At 68.9% G+C, this 19,503-nt stretch carries 16 protein-coding genes and 1 pseudogene; 5 read left to right on the top strand and 12 right to left on the bottom strand.

The window, feature by feature from the left end; translation table 11 throughout:
* Nucleotides 1-6 precede the first annotated feature (6 nt).
* The 5 genes from NMK44_RS26030 to NMK44_RS26010 form a co-directional block, all read right to left on the bottom strand.
* Nucleotides 7-702, bottom strand: coding sequence for a hypothetical protein (locus NMK44_RS26030; protein WP_254747299.1), 696 nt, complete (start codon nucleotides 700-702; stop codon nucleotides 7-9).
* Between the two features lie 284 nt (nucleotides 703-986).
* Nucleotides 987-3,545 carry an SdrD B-like domain-containing protein gene (locus NMK44_RS26025; protein WP_254747243.1) on the bottom strand — a complete coding sequence of 853 codons (2,559 nt, stop codon included), beginning with the start codon at nucleotides 3,543-3,545 and terminating at the stop codon, nucleotides 987-989.
* Between the two features lie 1,059 nt (nucleotides 3,546-4,604).
* Nucleotides 4,605-6,218 (bottom strand): FAD-binding oxidoreductase, encoded by a 1,614-nt coding sequence (locus tag NMK44_RS26020; protein WP_254747241.1) that lies wholly within the window; start codon nucleotides 6,216-6,218, stop codon nucleotides 4,605-4,607.
* 323 nt (nucleotides 6,219-6,541) lie between these two features.
* Nucleotides 6,542-6,682, bottom strand: a complete 141-nt coding sequence (locus tag NMK44_RS26015) for a DUF8825 domain-containing protein (protein WP_308358554.1) — start codon at nucleotides 6,680-6,682, stop codon at nucleotides 6,542-6,544.
* 265 nt (nucleotides 6,683-6,947) lie between these two features.
* Nucleotides 6,948-7,553 (bottom strand): dihydrofolate reductase family protein, encoded by a 606-nt coding sequence (locus NMK44_RS26010; protein WP_254747239.1) that lies wholly within the window; start codon nucleotides 7,551-7,553, stop codon nucleotides 6,948-6,950.
* A 1,120-nt stretch (nucleotides 7,554-8,673) separates the two neighbouring features.
* Between NMK44_RS26010 and NMK44_RS26005 the strand changes: the two genes are divergently transcribed.
* The 3 genes from NMK44_RS26005 (at nucleotide 8,674) to NMK44_RS25995 (ending at nucleotide 12,673) form a co-directional block, all read left to right on the top strand.
* Nucleotides 8,674-10,434 (top strand): serine/threonine-protein kinase, encoded by a 1,761-nt coding sequence (locus NMK44_RS26005; protein WP_254747237.1) that lies wholly within the window; start codon nucleotides 8,674-8,676, stop codon nucleotides 10,432-10,434.
* 139 nt (nucleotides 10,435-10,573) lie between these two features.
* Nucleotides 10,574-10,798: a hypothetical protein gene (locus NMK44_RS26000; protein ID WP_254747235.1), complete on the top strand. Its 225-nt coding sequence runs from the start codon at nucleotides 10,574-10,576 to the stop codon at nucleotides 10,796-10,798.
* An 840-nt stretch (nucleotides 10,799-11,638) separates the two neighbouring features.
* Complete coding sequence (locus tag NMK44_RS25995) at nucleotides 11,639-12,673, top strand: ABC transporter permease (RefSeq protein ID WP_254747234.1); 1,035 nt, start codon at nucleotides 11,639-11,641, stop codon at nucleotides 12,671-12,673.
* A gap of 863 nt (nucleotides 12,674-13,536) precedes the next feature.
* Here the strand turns inward: NMK44_RS25995 and NMK44_RS25990 are convergent.
* Together NMK44_RS25990 and NMK44_RS25985 are read right to left on the bottom strand one after the other, a co-directional pair.
* The gene (locus tag NMK44_RS25990; RefSeq protein ID WP_254747232.1) at nucleotides 13,537-14,712 is read right to left on the bottom strand and encodes a TolB-like translocation protein; all 1,176 of its coding nucleotides are present in this window, start codon (nucleotides 14,710-14,712) and stop codon (nucleotides 13,537-13,539) included.
* Nucleotides 14,709-15,257, bottom strand: coding sequence for a SigE family RNA polymerase sigma factor (locus NMK44_RS25985; RefSeq protein ID WP_254747230.1), 549 nt, complete (start codon nucleotides 15,255-15,257; stop codon nucleotides 14,709-14,711). Before NMK44_RS25985 ends, NMK44_RS25990 begins: the two co-directional genes overlap by 4 nt.
* Before the next feature lie 182 nt (nucleotides 15,258-15,439).
* On the opposite strand from NMK44_RS25985, the gene NMK44_RS42140 reads away from it, so the two are divergent.
* Nucleotides 15,440-15,532, top strand: a complete 93-nt coding sequence (locus tag NMK44_RS42140; RefSeq protein ID WP_302888648.1) for a ribosomal protein L7/L12 — start codon at nucleotides 15,440-15,442, stop codon at nucleotides 15,530-15,532.
* An 84-nt stretch (nucleotides 15,533-15,616) separates the two neighbouring features.
* On the opposite strand, the gene NMK44_RS25980 is transcribed toward NMK44_RS42140, so the two are convergent.
* Both NMK44_RS25980 and NMK44_RS25975 read right to left on the bottom strand, forming a co-directional pair.
* Nucleotides 15,617-15,766 carry a hypothetical protein gene (locus tag NMK44_RS25980; protein WP_254747228.1) on the bottom strand — a complete coding sequence of 50 codons (150 nt, stop codon included), beginning with the start codon at nucleotides 15,764-15,766 and terminating at the stop codon, nucleotides 15,617-15,619.
* Between the two features lie 112 nt (nucleotides 15,767-15,878).
* On the bottom strand, nucleotides 15,879-16,289 hold the full coding sequence (locus NMK44_RS25975; RefSeq protein ID WP_254747226.1) for a winged helix-turn-helix transcriptional regulator: 411 nt from the start codon (nucleotides 16,287-16,289) through the stop codon (nucleotides 15,879-15,881).
* 101 nt (nucleotides 16,290-16,390) lie between these two features.
* Between NMK44_RS25975 and NMK44_RS25970 the strand changes: the two genes are divergently transcribed.
* Nucleotides 16,391-17,248, top strand: coding sequence for an alpha/beta hydrolase (locus NMK44_RS25970; protein ID WP_254747297.1), 858 nt, complete (start codon nucleotides 16,391-16,393; stop codon nucleotides 17,246-17,248).
* A 24-nt stretch (nucleotides 17,249-17,272) separates the two neighbouring features.
* On the opposite strand, the pseudogene NMK44_RS25965 reads toward NMK44_RS25970, so the two are convergent.
* The 3 genes and pseudogenes from NMK44_RS25965 to NMK44_RS25955 form a co-directional block, all read right to left on the bottom strand.
* Nucleotides 17,273-18,107 (bottom strand): annotated as a pseudogene (locus NMK44_RS25965) (IS5 family transposase); the annotation flags it as partial.
* 101 nt (nucleotides 18,108-18,208) lie between these two features.
* Nucleotides 18,209-18,877, bottom strand: coding sequence for an HAD family hydrolase (locus NMK44_RS25960; protein WP_254747224.1), 669 nt, complete (start codon nucleotides 18,875-18,877; stop codon nucleotides 18,209-18,211).
* 49 nt (nucleotides 18,878-18,926) lie between these two features.
* On the bottom strand, nucleotides 18,927-19,139 hold the full coding sequence (locus NMK44_RS25955; protein ID WP_254747222.1) for a hypothetical protein: 213 nt from the start codon (nucleotides 19,137-19,139) through the stop codon (nucleotides 18,927-18,929).
* Nucleotides 19,140-19,503 lie beyond the last annotated feature (364 nt).

The raw sequence follows: 19,503 nt of genomic DNA, 5'->3' as shown, positions 1-19,503 counted from the left end.
CAGCGGCTACTGGGTCGGGGTGACTCCGGGTACCGGCTTGACCGGAACGTACTTGTGGGGGTCGAAATCGATGACCACCGGCCGCGACTCGGAACCCACACTGACGCGGACCCGGTGCATGGTGCCGTCCGAGCCGACCCAGTAGCGGACCCTGCCCGCCGTACCGGAGCGGTCACGGGAGGACGGCCCGGCCATGACGTCCACCCGATGCCCATCCACCTGGTCCCGTCCAAGCCAGGCGGCGCCGTTCTGCGGCAGAAGTTGGGCGTTGTCCGGCCGGTCGCTGCCGAGGCTGAGTGCGATGGCCAGCGAACTGTCCAGCGAGCTGCCGGACGACTGCAGCGGACGGCCGTACCAGCCCGAGCGGGGCGGCGACGCGGGTGCGTGCGCCGGGGCGTTCGCCATTGGGTGGACGAACACCGAGCGGGCCGTCCACTCGATCAGCCCATCGCTGGATGTGTCACGCCCGGCGCCGTGCACCACGCCATAACCGATCTTGCGTTGGTAGTCGACGGACCCGGTGACGATCAGCCCCCCGGCGGTACCCGGTACGGTGATCGTCATCGAGCGGCCCTGCGCCTCGTAATTGCGGAACCGCGTCATCGCCAGCCGGTTCACCTCATCCGACGTCAGTGCGCGCGGACCGCCGGGGCCGGAACCGCCGACGGCGACCAGGAACGCGGTCACCGCGACGCCCGCCATGCCGATGAAGGCGGCCGCCCAGCGTGGCCGCAACCATCGGCGCCGGTCAGCCGCACGGCCTGGTCGAGTTTGCCGACTTCTCACGCTCCGCACCCGACTCGACGCTGACACGCTGATTCACCCTCTCAAGCACCACACCGCTCGGCCGCCGTGCGGTCGCGGCGACACTCGGCAGTCCGGTGACAGACGACTCCAAGGCCGGCTCTCGTGGACCGGCCGAGACGTGATCTGCCTGACCGCGCCATACGGATCGCGGGCAGGCAGATCACTGTTGTTCGCTTCGTTCAGTGTTTCTGGGCGCGACGTTTCCGGCTCACGAACGCGATGGCCAGACCCGCACCCACCAGCAGACCGACGAGGGCGATCACCTGTGGCAGCCCGGACGTACCGGTGTTCGCCAGCGAACCCTTGCTCCCCCCGGCCGGGGCCGGGTTGGCAGGCGGCGCGCCTGACGCCGGCGAGGTCGGGACCGGTGGTGAGGTCGGGGCCTGGGTCGGTGGTGAAGTCGGGGTCGGGTTCGCGGTATCGGTCGGGGTCGGGGTCGCGGTATCGGTCGGGGTCGGCGTCGGGGTCGGCGTTGCCTTCGGGATGTACACCCCGGCGTCGATCGTGTGATCGACCCCGCCCGGCTTGTCCGGCGCCGTGACAGGCGCGGAGCCGTCGCACAACCGCCCGGTGGTCGGCGGGGTCACATTGGAGTCATGCGCACGGTTGCCACCGGCTCGCGGGAGCGTGAACCGCAACTCGCTCGCCGCAGGCTGCTCGGGCACCTTGCTGGTGTCCGCGGTGCACACGTCGAACTGCACCGTGTACTTCGCGCCCGGAGTGAGTTCGTACTCGGCACCGACACCACCGAAGTAGTACTCGCCGTCGGCATTGGTCCTGGTCGTGGCGACCTGTTTGCCGTCCGCGTCCAACAGGTTGATCGTCGCCCCCGGCAGCAGCACGTGCCCCGGGTCCTGGATCCCGTTGTGGTCACCGTCGAACCACACGACGTTGCCGATCTGGACCGGCGCGTTCGCCGCCGCGTACGCGATGTCACCGAGCCCGCCGGCCTTGCCGAACCCGCCTTGTTCCCGGCTGACGAACTGGAACCCGTTGGCCTTCGGGTTGTTGCCCGGGCCCTGACCGGTCGTGATGTCGTGGTACCCGGTCCCTGAGGTCGCGACGTCGACGACCGGGTCGAACTCCGTGCTGGCGACCCACTGCTGCTGCGGGATATAGGCCACCGATCCCAGCGCGGTCTCCTGGTGTGCGTTGGCGTAAGAGTCGCCCGGGAAGTATTCGACGACATCGGCGGGCTGGCCGCCACTGTTGGCGGGGGTGGCGTGGTTGGGGCAGCTCCCGGTGCCTTCCCACTCGTATTCACCGGTGGGAGTGGCGCAGACCATGGTGATGTCACCACCGGACATGGCGTTTTCCGCCGTGTCGTTCCCCGGGCGGGGGTCCAGCCCTCCCCAGCTGAGCACGTCCATGAACCGGTCGCGGAAACCCAGGATCATCGAGCCGTCGCGGCCGAAGGCGAGGGAGGACAACTCCGGCTGAGGATCGATGAAGACCCCGCCCGCCTTCCGGTCGTCCCACGTGTCCAGACTGGTGTTCCACGGGTTCCAGTGGGTGGCCTTGTCGCCCGAACCGAAGACGCTGCCGCGTGTCTCCGTGAGCGGGTGGCTCAGCACCGTGGTGAACCGTTTGCCGTCGTAGGTGGAGACGAAGGCTTTCAGGTCCGCGCGCCGCTGCGTGCTCTCCGCGCTACACACGCCGCCCACGTACAGCGTGTTGTTATGGACCTGGAGACCGAACGGCCGCCAGTCGTCGGGGCTCGCGCACCCCGGGTCCGGGATCGGGACCGTCGCCTCGGGCTCCGAGGCGGTGTTCCCTGTCGCGTCGAAGCTCACCAAGCTGCGGGTCCGCAGGTTCACCGCGTACAGCGTGGAGCCGTCCTCCGACAGGGCCAGGCCACCGATGCTCTCCTTGCCCGGCGCGTCGGTGAACCCGGGATCCTTGATCATGTTGGCGGTGTCGTGCTGCGTCACCGCGGCGTCCGGCACCCGCGCGAACAGCTCCGGCGCACCCGAGCCGTTGACCGGCACCGTGTAGATCGCGCCGGCGCCCTGCGGCCCGTACGGGGCGTACCGGCGGGCGAACGCGCTCTGGAACAGCCGGGTCCGGTCCTTGTCGTACGCCAGCCCGAACGTCGTGCCCACCTGGTCCTGCGTGGCCAGCGTGTCGGGGCACGCCACATCGGTGGGACACGTGCCCCGGGTCTTCGTCCCGAACGCCACCAACGCCCGGGTGTCCGTCCCGTTGGCGCCGTTGTGGACCGGTACGAAGTACCGCGAGTCCGGCAGCGCGTAGTCGGCCGGATCCCACACCCCCGTCACCACTGAGGCGTTCTTTCCGTCCGACACCTCCACGAACGACGTGAAGCTGTTGAAGTGGTTCTCCGCCGTCGACGCGGGCGCCGCCCGCAGATAGTCGCTGTACGGGGCCGGGATGCTGACGTCGACACGGTATTGGCCGCCCTTCAGCACCGTCGACTGCGACACCACGACCTTTCCGGTGGCATCGGTGACGCCGGTGACCACGTGCCCAGCGGGGTCGGAGATCTCCACCTTCATACCCCGCTGGGGCACGTCCATCGTCGTGTTGATCACGCCGGTGCCGAAGAAGTCGCGCAGCACCTCGACCGTCAGCGTGCCATCGGCGGTCGAAGCGGCGGCCGGTCCAGCCGTCGCTCCCACGGCGCCGCCTGCCACCAAGAGAACAGATAACCCTATGCGCGCCAGCGGCCCTGCAAGCCTGCGGGCCGACCGGCGTGAGTCTCTGCCGACTCGGTTCATGGCATCACACTCCACACTTCTCTTGTCGTGAAACCGAAGCCCCCGCTTCTCGCCGCACGTCCACTTCGTGGCCCCGGACACGGATGCCGCCCGCGAACGCCACGGAAAAGAAAAAGGGCCCACCGCTGTTGCGCGGACCACATGGTGATGATCGTTTGCGGGTATTGCGGATGGGCCATAACCGCCGTGGGCCAGGAAAAGCGAACGCGCGTTCAGGGCCTCGAGCAGGACCGCCCCGGATGGTGTCTTTTTGCAGCTCAACCACGGCATGCCCCCACCACCGACCTCACCGACCGCCATCGCGAGCAGCGCGCGATATCTTATCCGGTGGAGTCTCGCCGTCACCAGCAGAACCCCTGGAATCCATCGGGATACCCGATGGTCCCCGAGCACCCAGAGAATGGCGGTCGGAAGAATGTGCGACAGTTGCGTGATGACCGGATCCGGTCCCGTCGGGTGCGTTTAGGCCGTGGTGTGTCACGCCTGGGACGCGCTCGTCACGCAGAGGCGTTGGGTAGCCGAGATTGGTCCACGGTTCGCCTGCTGAATGATTGTTGGTTTGTCATATTTGTTATGCGGAAAGGGGATCCCGAACGCGAATGGTTCACGGATGCCCCACAATAGGTACTGGACGTCCTCAGGACGTCCCGCCAGGGCGCCGTAGCCCCCCCCGCCACCGCGATAGGACCCATCGGCTCAAAGTGCCGCGTCCAGGACCTGCTGCACGAGCAGGGTGTTCACGTGCGCGAGCGCGGACTGGAGCAGGTGCGGGGCGAGCACCGAGGTCTCGGCATGTTCCTTGTCCGGGCCGGTCAGGGCGCCTTCCGGCTCACATCTGCATCATCACACCCCGCACTGACAACGCCAGGGATCGGCAGGACACTCAATATTGCCGACCCAGCCAATGTGGTCAGGTCGCCGGTGGGCAGCCCCACTTCGCCCGGGTCGCCGAGGCCGAACTACCCCAGCAAGAGCACGACGCCGGTGTCGACGGCGCTCTGCGTCCAGGCGGTGATGTGGAGCAGGATTTCGTCAGGAGGCTGCCCGGGTGTGCCAGGGTCACCTCGGCGGACGGACGGCCAAGGTGTGCCGGAACTCGTCGCGGGGATCCCAGCGGGCCTTGATCCGCTGCAACCGGGGGTAGTTCCCCTTGTAGTAGAGGGTGTGCCACGCGGTGCCGGAGGTGTTCAGGTCGGTATCGGCGAGGTCGGTGTCCGGGTAATTGATGAAAGCGCCGTCGTTCGCCCCACCGGGTGCGGGCACACCACCGCTATCGGCGTACACGGCCCGGTAGAAGTCGCGGACCCACTCAAGCCGGGGGTCGACGTCCTGCTGGGCTTCCCATTCGACCAGATAGATCGCCTTGAGGATCGAGTCCCGCTGTGCGACGGCGGTCGCCTCCGCGGGGACGGTGTTGACCTTGCCGCCGTAGGAGACCAGCCACAGCGCCCCGTCAAAGCTGACCCCCCTCTCCAACCTGTCGTGCACGACATCGATCTGACGATCCGTGAAGCGGTGACGCAGATAGGCCGCCTTGGCCTTGAACGGTGCGGCGGCACTCTCCTGTACGGCTCCGGCGGCCTGTAGCCACGGTTGGCTCTCGTGCCCGCGCACCGGCTCCACCGTCACTCCGCGCCCCACCGCGGCCACGTAGTCGTCGATCAGCCGCTCCGCGCCTCGGCCACTGGAATCCAGCTGACCGGCCAGGGTGACGCTGTCCGCCTTGCGGGATCTGAGCATGAGAATGCTGAACAGGCCGGCGTAGGGCGAGTCCGGCCCGCTGTTGCGCTCGTGCCAGCTTCCGTGGTTGCGCACCAGCCGGGCGAAGGAGCGCTGGTCCAGGTTCTTCCAGCGCCACGAGGCATAGAAGGAGGTCACGGACTCCGGCGGGCGGGGCAGCAACCGCGTGGGGTCCTCGCCCTTCGCCGCCGGGTCGCGGAACCAGTAACACGTGACGATGCCGAAGTTCCCACCGCCTCCACCGGTGTGTGCCCACCACAGATCGTGGTGAGGGTCGGAGGGCTCGCGCGTGGCCACCACACTGCGCACCTCGCCGGACGCCTCCACCACGACGACCTCCACGGCGTACAAGTGGTCAACGGACAAACCGTGCCGGCGCGACAGTGTTCCGTATCCGCCACCCAGGACGTGTCCTCCCACCCCGACCTCGGCGGTCGCACCCGCCGGGATGGTCACGCCCCAACCCAGGAAGAGCTTGCGGTACACCTCCCCCAGCAGAGCGCCCGGCTGGACCGCGAACGCCCCGCGGCGGGCGTCGTAGGAGACGGACGCCATCGGAGACAAGTCGATGACGACCTTCACCGCCGGGTCGTCGACGAAGCCCTCGAAGCAGTGTCCGCCACTACGCACGGCTATGCGCTTACCCTCCCGTACCGCCTGCCGTACCGCGCTCACGACCTCTTCGGTGGAGCCGGCCACGCGTATGTAGTCCGGCCGGCCGACGAAACGCGCGTTCCAACCGCGGTGCGTCAGGGACCGGTAACGCGGATCGCCGGGCGCGACCATGATCGAGCCCACCGGCACCTCACCGCCACCCACCGGTGACGCCACCGCCTCATGCGCCGTCACACCTTGTGCCACCACCCCGGTGGCCGCCGCTCCCCCGAGCACTGCAGCGCCGGCCAGGACACCTCGCCGCGTCACCTCTGCCATGATCCACTCCCATCGAGCCGGATGCCGGGATGCTCCCGCCGTTTCCTCAGCAATCCTCGGGGGACCAGCGCGACCGGACATCGTCTCCGAAGACCAACCGCCCGCTACATCCAAGGAATGAGCAGTGCCGTCCCCAAGAAGGTTTCGCCGGACGCCGCTCCGGAGCTTCAGCCGCCCCGCATCAACAAAAGGTCGTACGAGGTGAGCCAAAGCCGCCGACGAGAGTCCCACGGCGGCGAGGTCGCGCAGCGATGGTGCTTCGCCGTGTTCGGCGATCCAGTTGCGGGCGGCGCGGGCGAATGCTTCCTGACGGTTGGTGAGGGTCACTGTTCCGCCTGCCGCCGTGCGTGCTCTTTGAGCGCCATCGGTGCGGCGGGTGTGCCGGATGGGCAGTCCCAGAACGGATGACCGGCGATCCGGGCGGACAGCTCCTGCAGACGCCTGCGGTACACCGTGGCACCCACGGTGGGCTCTTGTGTGCGAGTGCCCGGTATACGCGCTACCAGGCGATCTGCGCTGTCAGGAGATCGGAGGGGGAATGAGACTGAGCGCTTCAGTTTGCCCCATCGGCCATGTGGAGCGCCCAGCTCGCGAGGCTCTACTCTGAAAAGCGTCCAGCGACGCATCCGTATCCGGAAGTTGGATCCTTGCAGGGACTACGGTTAGGTCTTGCTCCGCGCCCGCCGTCCGCCGGCCTGGCGGTCGTCCAGACCGGCGGACGGGGCGACGTCATGTGGGGACACCGAGCGGCGGGTGCTCGAGCACGCGGGGCTTGTACTCGACCAGCTGGATGCGGCCGTCGAAGGTGCGGTGCTCGATCATCTCGAGGGCAACGTCCGGATAGCCGTCGTAGATGCGTTCTTCACCCGTGGACCCGGTGATCACCGGGAACATCACGACCCGGAAGCGGTCGACGAGTCCGGCTCGCAGCAGGGACCGGCACAGGCTGAGGCTGCCGATCGTGCTGAGGAGCCCCGAGCCACTCGATTTCATGGCGCGGACCGCCTCGACGGCGTCGTCGCGGACGAGCGTGGAGTTGCCCCACGTCAGTGGCTCCTCGAGTGAGGAGGAGAACACCACCTTGGACGCTTGCGTGAGCTCGTCGATGGACGCCTCTTCTTCGGGCCTGAACTCGTCTTGACCATTCGGGACCTCGCCTGCGGCGAAGCCCGACATCAGGCGGTAGGTGTTTGCTCCCATCAGATAGGTGGCCTCGGGCTGCTCGCCGAGCCACGCGAGGTACTCCGGACCCTCGAGGCCCCAGAACCCGGGCCATCCCTCTCCCGATGCATGGCCGTCGAGGGAGGTGATGAAGTCGACGAGAAGCTCTGACATGGCGGTTCCCTCCTGAGGTGTCACGAGCTTGGACCGGCCGCGAGACACAAACTCATCGGCCGCGCCGTGGACTGGGGACGGCGGTTTGGGTCCCGCCAAAGACCCAGCTCAGCCCCACCCGCGAACGGCCCAGGTCAACCGTCACGCTCAGCCGGCCGAGTACAAGGCTCAGAGCAACTGAAGCGCTCAGTCACAGGAGATCGCGCTCGGTCACGACCATATTGGATAGTATGTTCGATTTTCGAGGCAGCCGGGCAGCTCGCGGCACCCGAGCCGCCTGCGTTCCGCCTCAAGCGATCTGGCTCCGGGCTGGGCTACTGACGTGCGGCGACCAGTTCGTTTGCACCTCGATGTCGGCCACGGTGCGGTCGGGCACGCCTCTCATTCGAAGGTCTTCGCCCACAGCCAGGAACTCGATCTGGGCCTCGAACCGGTCGCAGCGGCCGTCGGATACCCTACCGGCCGCGGCGGCGGAACAGCCGCCGTGCCGTAGTGCTGCCGCGGGTCGTGCCCTGGCCTTGGCCCCCGTGTCCCCTCCACGTTCCGCTTCTCCCCTGAGCTGGCCCAAACGCTTCGTCAGGCGGCTGACCCTACCGGCCTCTTCTCGTGTCTGCTCGCGCCGACCAGTCCCCTACCGCCGCGCGGGATGCACACCCCCGGCTGTGCCCGCCCAGCGGGCCCTGAGTCCCACTGACGGGCATGTAGCTGTTGCACCCCCGGACCGCCGTGGTTCGTAGATCACCAGCAGCATGCTGTAGACCTGCTCCTCGTCCAGTCCCCAGTTGGCCGGTGCCCGGCTGGAAGGCGCCGACGGCCCGCGCTCCGGTACCAGATCGAAGTCCCCTCAGCCGCCCCGGCCGCATCGCTGCTCGGCGGGGACCGGGCCGCGGACGGTCTTCCTTCGTCCGGACCGCTTCACAGGGCGCTCGACGGACTGCAGTACCCCGCCGATCGCGAGGCGTAGCGCGCATTGCGCCAGGACAGCCTCTGGATGAACGACCGGCGCCTTCATCGAGCTCCTCCACACCGGCCCACGCACGCCGGTGTAGAACGCCCCGGTCGGAGGCGTTGGAGCCACCTGCGTGGGGCAGTGTCACCGGCATCTCGTAGTCTCCCAGCCATGAGCGATGGTCAATCCGGCAGACGGGTCATAGATGGGCGCTTCGAGTTGGAGGCGCGGCTCGGTGGCGGCGGCATGGGCCTGGTGTGGCGGGCACGCGATCTGGTCCTGGACCGGGCCGTGGCACTCAAGGAAGTACGGCCGCCCGATCCGGGTCTTGCCGAGTACGACCCGCAGGGCGCGGCCATGCTCCGGGCCCGGGTACTGCGCGAGGCACGGGCGCTCGCCCGAGTCGACCACCCCAACGTGGTGACCATCCACCACGTGGTGGACGGCGGGGAGCACACCTACCCGTGGCTCGTCATGGAGTTGGTGACCGGCGGATCGCTCCACGAACGCCTCGGGAAGGGGCCGTTGGCGCCCCTCGAGGCCGCCCGGCTCGGCCGCGAGCTGCTGGCCGCGTTGCGCGCCGCACACGACGTCGGCATCCAGCACCGCGACGTGAAGCCCGCCAACGTCCTGATGAGACCCGACGGACGTCCCGTCCTCACCGACTTCGGCATCGCAGCCATCAGGGAGTCGACCGCCCTGACCGCGACCGGGGCCATCATCGGCACGCCCGACTACATGGCACCCGAGCGTATCTCCGGCCACGAGGGCGGCCCGGGCTCCGACCTGTGGTCGCTGGCGATGATGCTGTACGTCGCTGTCGAGGGGCACCACCCGCTGCGCCGGGGAACCACTCTCGCAACGCTGGCGGCCCTCCTGAGCGAGGAGCTTCCGCCGCCCCTCCGGTCCGGACCGCTGACCGGCTTCCTGAACGCCGTGCTCGTCAAGGATCCACTCGGCCGGGCGGACACGGAGACCGCTGACCGCATGCTCGCAGAAGCGGCCGAGGGCCAGGACACGGCTGCTCCGAGCACTGAAGGAGCGCGCGGCGCCGGCGGGACCACCTCGTACCGGCTGACGCCTCCGACGGGGCCGACGACCACACCCTCCACACCGGTTGCACCGGCCGGATTCGGACCCCCGTCGGGCTTCAGGCCGCCGATCGACTCCGGACCGTCGGCTCCGCACGACGCCGTGCCCGCTCCAGTCGAGTCGCCGACTCCCTACTCGGTGGGCTCCAAGCGGCCGACGCCCTCGCGACCGGGCGGCCATGCGAAGAGCCGGGTCGCGATCGCCTCGTCCGCCGTGGCGACCGTGCTGGCAGGAGTCCTGGTGTGGACCCTGCTGCCGGACGGAGGCGACAAGGACCGCGGAGCGGCAGCCAATCCAGCCGCCTCATCCCCGGCCAAGACGAATGACCCGACTCCCGCATCACCCAAAGCATCCCGTTCGGTGTCGACGCCCCGGGCCGACGCGAAGACCGATCTGCTGACCCCGGACGGCATCCGGACGGCGGTGAAGGAGATCAAGGCCGCGACCCGCACGGACCGGGCGTGCGACTTCACCGTCTATCCGGACCACGTGTCCACGGAGATCATGGTCAAGGGCAGCGACACCAAGTACGACAGCTACTCCTACCGCCCGGGCCAGGGCGTCGAAAAGGGCATCATCAGCAGCTCGATCATCGGCGGCGACCGCCCGTTCAGCCTGGACGACTTCGACTGGGACGTCCTTCCTGCCCTGCTGAAGCGGGCGGAGAAGGACCTGAACGTCAAGCACCCGACCATGCGTTACGTCCTGGTCCGCGCCGCCGACGACACGTTCGGCACCCCGCTGGGGCTGGCCGTCTATCTTGCCGACGACCACGTCACCGGCTATCTGGAAGCCAACCTGAAGGGCAAGGTGACCCGGGTGATGCCGGCCCAGGACTGACAGTGATGCTTGCTGTGGATCCGCTCGGCGGTCGACCCCAGGAGTGACTGGCGCTTCGGTCCCATCACCGTCTTGTCCGTCTGCCCGAGCGGCACGTGTCTTCCCACACGCTTCAGTTGGAAGGACACCTACCACGAGCATGGCAGCAGACGAGACAGCGGTCATCGGCGGCATCGATACTCACACCGATGTCCACCAGGCCGCGGTGATCGACACGATAGGCCGGCACCTGGCCACTGAGGCATTCCCCACTACCCCGGACGGCTACCAGCATCTGCTGGACTGGCTGTACTCGCATGGCGAACTGCTCCCGTGGGGCTGGGAGGCACTGGCGCCTACGGCGCCGGGGTCGCACGCTTCCTGACCGCCAACCGCAAGGCCCGCCGGGATAACGGCAAGCCGACCTGACCAGTGGCGAGTCGGGGGCGGGCGCCGACGCGATCGGTGTCGCGCAGGATGCTGCCGAGCTCGGTCAGCGCTTTGGCGTGCTCCAGTCTGCCGACTGGCTCCTGAGCTGCGGCCACGGCTTCTTCGAGCAGGCGGACTCCCTCGGGTCCTGGCGTAATGCAGGCAGCGGCCCGCAGGGCGCGGCTGAGCATGTGGGGTGCACCCCGGGTGCGGGCCCAGGGCGACTTCTCCGCGGGCATACTGGTGGGCTTCAGCGTTGCGGTGCAGGGCAGGGGCGGACCCGCCCGGCTGCTCTGCTTCAGGTCTACCGGCGCGTGACGATCACCCGCGTTGGGGAAGCAGCCCAAAGTTTGGGGGTCGGCGAGTCGCGGGCTGTCGGCCCGGGCGGGGGGGAACGCGCGAGTGGGAAGCAAGAGCCTCCTGCGGCCGTGTTCGGACAACGGCTCAGCCTGCGCGGGTTCGGCGTCGGCGGCATCACCGGCGATGAGCACACCGGTAGGCGCCGGGGGTGGGCCGCTGTGCACTCGGCTCGGCAGTCCGCCGCATGTGCCCCCTCTCCAGAGCATGTGCCGTTTCGGGGATTCCGGCGCCCTCAGGCATTGCGGTAGCGATTACTCAAGGCGGCGGAAATCGCGCTCTTAGCCTTTCCTCGTCATGACGCACAGCACTACACGCTGCCGCGTGGAGATGCGCTTGTGCCGACGCAGGATGGTCCCGGGCTGGAGGCCCGGGCATCCTTCACGGGCTGGCCCCGTGGCCGCCCAGATCGTTTCCTGGAGGATCCATGAATCCGGCAATGACAGGTGGGCTGGCCACCGAGGGCGAGGCCACCACGGACGTCTCTGCGGCCGGGGCGGGCTCCGCTCCTCGCCCCGGGAAGGCGCCGCTGCCCATCGTTCTGGCTGTCGTTCTGGCTGGGGTGCAGCTGCTGGTGCTCATCGCGTTCGCCTGGCCCGCGGCCCGTATGGGCCCCAACGGGGTACCCGTCGTCGTGGCCGGTGACGGTCCGGCCGCCGCGGCACTGCAGAGGCACATCGAACAGTCCAAGCCGGGCGGATTCGACATCGCCCACCGCAAGGACGAGGCGAAGGCTCGTGCGGCCCTGCTCGACCGTGAGGCCTACGCCGCCGTGGTCGTCGGCGGGAAGGGGCAGATGAAGGTGCTCGTGGCCTCGGCGGCCAGCGCCGCCATCAGCTCGGCGTTCCGTGATGTCGCCGCCGATCTCGGCGAGAAGAGCGGCAACAGCGTTCCGGTCGAGGACGTGCAGCCCGCCCCGACCAAGGACCCGCACGGTGCCGCGTTCGCCTCGAGCGTCCTGCCGGTGGTCCTGACCAGTCTGCTCGGCGGCATTCTGTTCACCCTGAAACTGCGGCAGCGCCGCAGCCGCGCCGTCGCCGCGCTGGCCTTCGCCGCCGTGGCCGGCCTTGCCACCACCGCTCTGGCCCACGGCTGGATCGGCGCCCTCAACGGGTCCTACCTCGGGGAAGCATCCGTGGTGGCCCTGATGATCCTGGCGATCTCCGCGACCGTGGCGGGCCTGGGCAATGCACTGGGTCACGCCGGGATGGCGCTGGGGGCTCTCACCATGCTGCTGATAGGCAACCCGTTCTCCGGCGTCACGGCGGCCCCGGAAATGCTGCCGACCCCCTGGGGGGACCTGGGCCAGCTGCTTCCCCCTGGCGCGGGCGCGACCCTCCTACGGTCGGTCACCTTCTTCGACGGGGCAGGCGCCGGCAGGCCCCTGACCGTGCTGCTGATCTGGGCGGCGTGCGGACTCGCTCTCCTCGCCGTACGAGCCCGCGGCAACACTCACACCCCGGCATCCCCCTGAATCCCGAGTGCCTCCGCTCGGCGCAGGAGCCCTGACACAGCCTGCGCCGAGCGGAACACCGGCCCGGACCCGGTGCGGTACGGCAGACGCGATGCTGCCGCGCCGGGCCCTGGCCCTCCACTGCCCGGGCCGTCCGGTCGGCGTGAGGCTGTCTCCGCAGCCGATGACGCTCGCCACCGCGGGAATTCACGGCTTCGGCCCGAGATTGGATCCAGTCCCCCGCCCTCGCGCCAGCACAGAGGCAACGGGCGTCTTTTCTTGCCAGTCGTCATCAGAGAGGTCGGGATCCTGAACCCGCTGACCGCGACATCCCGCCCCGCTTCTGCGGTGACGACCGGTCCAGGCGGTCCTCGGCTTCCCCTGATCCCCCTTGGTGCTACGTGACGAGGTGACCGTGACCGTTGGGCCTGGCGGAAGCGTGAAGGGGGCTGTGTGGGATTGGTACTCAACCGGTAGCGGAGGGCTGCGAGGCGCTCGGCCATGCAGCATCACACGTGGTACGAGCTGCTGGGGAAAACGACCCGAGCGACTATGTCAGTCGCTCCGCGCGCGAGCGGAGACGGGGTCGCTCCCTTCTGGCGGCGCCACCCAGATAGCGGCTGTCCCGCAGCTGAGTGGTGCTGAAGGAGCCTCCCCGAGCCCTGGAGCAGTGGGACACGGGCAGCACGGCCCTTCGAGCAGCAACGCCGTGCAGCAACAACCCCGCTGCCCGAATAGCACCCGTATGCCGCCTGCCAACAGCCCCGACCGTCATCATTCCCCGGCAACCAGGGCACCAGGGCAGAGTCGTCAAAGCCGAGGGACCGGAAGCCGAGGCGGCACGGTGCCCGTCCGCGCGGAGCGGCCGGGGACCGTGCCGCCGGTCAGCGTCGGGTGATCAGCGGCTCCCACTCCCGGGGGCTGTCGTCGTACCGGTAGCCCGTGAGCGGGACCCTGCTACGCCCCGCGGGATCGGTCAGCACCAGCCGCTCGCCCATGCCACGCGTGCAGCCCCGATCCGGCCGGCACTCCCAACGCACCAGGCGCCCGTTGTCGGCCCACGCGAGTGTCATGCTCCCGCTCGACCCACTGACCGTCCGGTGAGTCCGTGTCTCCTTCACCGTCGCCGTCCAGCCGTCGCCCACCGTGTAGTAGCGGCCGTCCGGTGACAGGCCCGAGGGCGCCGCGTCCGAGCCCTCGTACGAGGGAGCCTTCTCGCTCGCCTGCCCATCCAGGTCGTACCAGGTCTCCATGGCGCCGCCCGGCGGTGTCGGAACCACCAGCAGCGTGCCGTCCCGGCTCCACCGTACGTCGATACGGCCGGCCCCGACGGAGCTGTCGCCGGTGTCGACACCCATCGGGCGGTATTCCTTCCGACCCGAGTCGACGTCGACCAGGTAGTAGCCGGTCCTCGCATGGGGGGTGAACCGATCGCGGGCGCTGGTCTCCACATCCGGGTATCCGCGGTACGTGGTCACCACCAGCCGCTTCCCGTCCGGCGACCACTGCACCCCGCCCGCCTTGCGCGCCAGCGGGATCCACTTCGTCACCTTCCCGGTGTCCAGGTCGAGGATCCCGACCCGGGACGCGGGCAGTGTCTTCTCCAGCACGGCCGCCTGCCGCATACCGGGGGCGACATCCAGCCAGCCCCAACGCGTCTTCTCGTAACGCTTCGTCCCGCGGTCGTACACATACCAGGTGTAGGTCGTCCGCTCGACCCCGTCCTGCGTCTGGGTCTTCCAGTCCGACTGGTACGCGGACACCGCGACGTCCCCGGCGGCGATCAGATGGCGCGGCGGAGATTCGCGCGGGTGTGCGGACACCGTGTTGTCGATCAGGCTCCCCGGCCCCGAGTGGACCGGCTGGTCGCTCTGGGCCAGCACGGGCACCGCCACTCCGCCCGCCAGCAACGCGAAGGCAGCGGCCGCGACCGTCAGCGAGGTCGCCCGGCGCCGACGGCGCCGCAGCAAAGCCCGGCTCGCCAGGTCCGGGCCAGGCGGGGGCGGTGTCTCCTCGGCCCATTCGCGCAGGGTGTCCCGCAGCAGCCGGTCAGCGTTCATTTCCACACCTCCGAGGGTGAGTTGCCGAATTCGTGGTCGCGAGTCGCGGCGCCGGGGTCCAGCTCCGGCACGAGCTTGCGCAGTTTGGCCAGCGCCCGGTGCGTCGTGCTGCGGACCGTGCCCACCGAGCAGCCGAGCAGTTCGGCCACCTCCCTTTCGGGGCAGTCCTCGAAGTAGCGCAGCACGAGCATGGAGCGCTGACGTACCGTCAGCCGGGCCAGCGCCCGGCGCATCTGGATCCTCAGCTCGGCCGGGCCGGTGGAGTCCTCGCGCCCGGCAGCATCGGGGAGTTCGGCGACCGTGGTCTCGCGGCGCGTGCTCAGGAGCCGCCACAGACTCACCTGCTGTCGGTAGAGCACCCGCCGCAGATATGCCTCGGGGTTGTCCAGCCTGCCCCAGCGGCCCACCGCCTTCGCCAGCGCAGTCTGCAGCAGGTCCTCGGCGGCGTGGGTGTCGCCGCCGGTCAGGAGGGTCGCCGTGCGCATCAGCGCGGGCGAACGCGCCGCGACGAATTCGCGGAAGCGGCGCTCTTCCTCATCATTCATGGTTCCCCGTGATCGGTCGACTTCATCTCGCGGTCGTCTGTCACCTCCATGGACGTGTTCGGGGGCGCGCCGCTATGCCTGGTCCATCAAAAAAGTTCGAGTTCGGGCCGACGCCCCCTCGCCTCGAACTCCAGCAGTTGCCGCTTGCGGTCGAGCCCGCCGCCTGAGCCGGTGAGGCTGTCCTGGAGTCGGCCGGTGACAACCGACTCCAGGTCATCAAGGTCGTGTGCCAGGCCGTCTCCGGTCTCGGCATCATGGAGGCCAAGGAGACATGACCGTGCGGCAGTTGGTCGAAGTCGTCCGGCTTCGACGCGAACTGGCCCCCGACTCCGACATCAGACTGGGGGCCTCGGGCACGATCACTTCACCAGTTCCTTCATCGCCAGCCGCTGCGCCGGCGATTCCCCTTCCATCTCCCGCTCGCCCAGCAGCCCGCAGTACCGCTTCATCGCGTCCACGGCCGTCGCCGTGCCCTGCCCGTCGAAGTGGAACGACGTGCCCAACACCATCGCGTCGACGTCCTCCTCTGGCGTCGACTGACAAAGCGACGTAATGCCAGGGCGGCGGTGCCGGCTGCATCGAGCACCCCAGCCACCGGTACTGAGCGCGAAATCGGCCTGTCTACCCCTCATCAGCCTCCTGGGCGGCAGCTTCGTTGGCGCGCTCGATCTCGGCCATGTGCTCCTCCGCCCAGGTCCGCAGCCCCGCAAGCGCGGCTTCCAGGGACAGCCCGAGTCCGGTGAGTCGGTAGAAGACCCGCGGCGGCACGGTGGGTTCGACCCTGCGCGCCACCAGCCCGTCGCGGGTCAGGCTTCGCAGCGTCACGGACAGCATCTTCTGCGACACGCCGGGCATCCGGCGTCTCAGCTCCGCGAAGCGCACCTCGTCCGGTGCGGCATCGGCGAGCGTCTTGACGGCCATGGACGTCCACTTCGTACCGATGCGGTCCAGCAACTGCCGCGTCGGGCAATGGGGATCGAACAGATCGCCGCGTACCCCGTGACCGGGGGCCCGGGCTCCTCGGGTGGTCACCTGTGGCTCACCACCTTCCCTGAAAGTGCCGTCTAGGAAGCGGTCGGTCAGTTACCTATCGTTCTGTGGTCACCAATGGTAACCATCAGGGAGGAGCCGTCATGCCCGTCACCACCGCACACCACCTGCGCCGCATCGCGACGCACGACGTCCAACTCAATGTCGCAATCGCCGGGGACGGACCTGCGGTTCTCCTGCTGCACGGCTTCCCGCACACCTGGCAACTCTGGAGCGGCATCATGGGCCGACTGGCCGGGCAGTACCGGGTCATCGCCCCGGACCTTCGAGGCTTCGGTGCCAGTGCACGCGCCGTCGAGGGTTACGACGCAGGCACCCTCGCTGCCGACGCCGAAGGGCTGCTCGACGTACTCGGCGAGCCCTCGGCAGCGGTGGTCGGCATCGACGCGGGCGCTGCCCCCGCCGTCCTGCTCGCGCTGCGCCGGCCCGGCCTCGTCCGGCGCCTGGTCGTGATGGAGGCACTGCTCGGCCGCCTGCCCGGAGCAGAGGACGTCGTCGCGGGCGGTGTCCCGTGGTGGTTCGGCTTCCACGCCGTCCCCGGCCTCGCCGAGACCGTCCTGGCCGGCAACGAGGCCCCGTACATCGACTGGTTCCTCGACTCGGGGACGCTCGGGCGAGGAGTACCCGACGATATCCGTGCGGCCTTCGTCCACGCGTACACCGGGGGTGAGGCTCTGCGCTGCGCGTTCTCCTATTACCGGGCCCTGCCCACCAGCGCGCAGCAGATCCAGGACGCAGTCGCGACGGCCCGGCTGACCATGCCCACCATGGCCGTCGGCTCTCACCCCGTCGGCCGCGGGCTCGAACGCCAACTCCGTCCCATCGCCGATGACCTGGTCGGATACCACCTTCAGGACTGCGGCCACATCATCCCCCTGGACCGCCCCGACGCGTTGTTCGCGCTCCTTGCTCCCTTCCTCTCCGCCGATCTGCCGAAGTGACCGGAGCGGGGCCGGAGGATCACGTCGGCGGTCCGGGCGTTGGTCCCAGCGGTGAGTTGTCCAGGACCGCCGGATCAGGCCGCGCACGGTGATGATCGTGTCGGCGAGACCGAAGAACGCATCGACCACGGTGGCGCGCCGCTCGGAGCAGCGGGCAAGCCGGTGGAAGGCGTTCTGCCAGGCGTGGTGCGTTCGATGTGCCAACGCCGACTGGCCTGGATGGGCGCCTTCTCGCCTTTGTGCGCGATGCGGCCGTGGAGGCTGCGTTTGTTGAGCAGGGCGCGGGTGGTGTCCGAGTCGTAGCCGGCGTCCAGGTTCACGGTGATGTCGTCGGGCAACGGCCCGAGGTCGTCCAGGCAGTCCAGGGTCGGGGCGAGCAGCGGAGAGTCGTGACGGTTGGCACCGGCCAGGACACGGCCCAGCGGAATGCCGTATCCATCCGTCATGCCCGAGCGCTTCAGTCCCTGTTTGCCGCGGTCGACCGATGAGCGTCCGGCGGCCTCCCCGCCTCCAGATGCCTTGGTGATCGCTCCGTCGACGGCGATCTGGTCGAGGACGAGACCGATGATTCGGCCGCAGGACTCCAGCGCGAGCTGTATGGGCAGGGCGAAAACGCCCAGTCGGATCCACTCGTCGCGGCGGCTGAGGATCGTGGTGGCCGAGCAGGTTGTGTCGGCGATCGCCTCGTAAGAACAGCCGAAGCGCAGCAGTTGCAGCATCTTGTCGAAGATGATCCGGTCGCTGATGCGTCGGCGGTGGCAGCCGAGTGGATGGTCCGGGTGGTACTTCGGCCGCTCAGGCAGCAGGGCTGCGCATTGGTCCCAGAGAGGTTCGTCAGCCATGGTGGAAGCGCGGGCACAGGTCTCCCCAGTGATCACAGAGCGTCGCAACTCCATGATCACCGGGATCTGTGCCCGCTCTGTTGCCGGTGTCCCCAACCGCGCCTATCCGCGCGACCTCTTAGGCTGCCGGGCTCCGGTGTGGTCCGGACGCGAAGCCAAGGATGTGCGGAACCGCCTCACGCAGGCTTTCGAAGTGGCGGTGCACGCCCTCCACCGCGACAGCGGCGTTCACGCCCCACACCTCCATCCCGGCCCGCAGGCCGGACTCCACTCCAGACGGTGCGTCCTCGATGACCAGGCAGTCTCCCGGCTCGGCACCCAGCCGCGCAGCGGCCCGCAGATACGGAACAGCAGAAGGCTTGCCCTCCTCAACAGCAGCCGCGTCCACGATGACGCCCGGCAACGGCAAGCCCGTCCGCTCGAAACGTCCGCGTACCCGGTGCTCGTAGTTCGAGGTCACGAGCGCCCAGGACCCTGTCGGCAGACCATGCAGCAGCTCCGCCGCACCGTCGAATGCCGCATAGACGCCGGACCGCACGTCCTCATCCTCCAGCTCATGGAGCGCGGCCAGGCACTCACGCGGATCACGGTCCCCAGCAACCCGCGCGAACGTCTCCATCGGCCGTGTCCGCAGGGCTACTTGGTAGACCTCGTCTGCGTCCAGCCCGTTCCGCTTCGCCCACGTCCGCCACACCTGGCGCTGATTACTCACCGCGTCCATCAAGGTGCCGTCGACATCGAACAGGACATACCTCGGACGGCGGGACTGCGCCGAATCACTGGTCACACGTCGATCATGCCAGAGACTGAACAGACGGCTGCGGGACAGCCCTTCATCACGAACGACGGATTCCAGGAGCAGCGGCTACTGCGCTGGAGACAGATACACCTCGCCGGACCGCGTCAAGCCATTCCGGGAGCCCCTCGCCCTGGCGTTCGGCCAGCATGACGGCGAACGAGCGGCGGAGGTGCCGGGTCAGGGCCTCGAGTTCGGGGTAGTGGGCCAGGACGGTCCTGAGCTGGAGCTGTTCGGCCTGGGACAGTGTCATGGGGTCGGCCGCAAGCTAGGAGCGTTGCCTCAGCAGCCACAAAGCCGGACGGGACCGGCTGGACGCACAGCGAGAGGCTGCCTTGTGACCTGCTGCTTCTCCCGTTGCCTCACGGCTTGTCGGACATCGGAGACCCAGCTTCGTGTCGCTTCCCCGGCGGTCCGTCCTGATCGGAAGCAGACCGCCGGGCCAGTGAACTGGGCTGTCGCGCACCTTCCAAGTCACCAGCCCCAGATATCCCACCTGTGCGGCTGTCCAGGAGGTTCGAGGACGAGCGCAGTGTCCGGGTCGGAAGTGCGGGCACACCTCGGCGCCGCTGGCGAGGCCTGGATGTCGGCTGCCGGAGCGGAACTCGCCCGGACAA

Origin of the sequence: Streptomyces cucumeris, from assembly GCF_024295805.1 — a bacterium.
GTDB classification, from domain to species: domain Bacteria; phylum Actinomycetota; class Actinomycetes; order Streptomycetales; family Streptomycetaceae; genus Streptomyces; species Streptomyces cucumeris.
This window is presented reverse-complemented; position numbering and strand designations above follow the sequence as displayed.